1 protein-coding gene is annotated in these 1038 nt (G+C 74.8%); it reads right to left on the bottom strand.

Features of this window, described 5'->3' with window-relative positions; genetic code table 11:
* The coding region (locus tag AB0I76_RS30670; RefSeq protein ID WP_357042843.1) for a condensation domain-containing protein at window positions 1-1038 on the bottom strand (1038 nt) is incomplete at both ends.

Here is a 1038-nt window from a genome sequence, read left to right as displayed (position 1 = left end):
CGGCGGGCGCCAGCAGCGGCAACTCGGCCAGCCGCGCCGACGGGTCAGCCACCGCCGACGCGAGGAGCGTGACCAGGGCGTCCTGCCAGCGGCCGGCGGACGGGCGGTCGAAGCGGCGGGTGGCGTACTCCACCTCGCCGGTGACTCCCCCGGGGTCCAGCCGCAGCGTGCAGGTCAACGCCATCTTGGCGGTCCCCGAGTGGATCAGCTGTTCGGTGATCTCGAGGCCGTCGATCGCGCCGCCGTCGTCCATCGGGGTGGACTGCAGGACGAACATGGTCTCGAAGACCGGGTTCTCGGTGGCGTCCCCGCCCTGGGCGACGCCGCCGGCGATCTCGGAGAACGGCAGGTCCTGCCGGGACAGCGCCTCGGCCAGCGCCGCGTCGGTGCGCTCCACCAGCTCCCGGAAACTCATCCGGGGTGTGAACCGCATCCGCAGCGGCACGGTGTTCACCACGTAACCGATCAGCTCCTCGGTGCCGGCCCGGCCCCGGCCGGCCATCGGGACACCGACCACGACGTCGTCGGCGCCGCCGGTCATCCGGTGCAGCGTGGCGAGGAAGCCGGCGAGCAGCACACCGAACGGCGTCGAACCGCAGGCGCGGGCCACCTCCTCGACCTGGGCCGGTCCGAGCCCGCCGAGAGCGAGCGGTATCGAGAACCCGGCCTGCCCCGGCGCACCGGTCGAGCGGCCCGGCTCCACCACCGGCGCGGCGCCGGCGAGCCGGTCCGTCCAGTACCGCCGCTGCTCGGCCGCTTCCGGCGAGGCCAGCCAGCGCTCCTGCCAGGCGACGTAGTCGGCGTACCGCACGGTGGGCTCGGGCAGTCGGCGGCCCTGGTACAGCGCGGCGAACTCACGCCAGAACACCCCGAGCGACCAGGCGTCGAAGGCGCTGTGGTGCACGTCGAGCAGCCACAGGTGGGTCTCGTCGTCGACCCGGTAGCAGGAGGAGCGCAGCAGCGGGCCGGTGGACAGGTCGAACGGCCGGGCCGCGTCCGCCTCGGCGCGGCGGGTCGCGGCGGCGCGGTCGGCCACGG

This window comes from Micromonospora sp. NPDC049799 (assembly GCF_040656655.1).
Classification (GTDB): Bacteria; Actinomycetota; Actinomycetes; order Mycobacteriales; family Micromonosporaceae; genus Micromonospora.
This window is presented reverse-complemented; position numbering and strand designations above follow the sequence as displayed.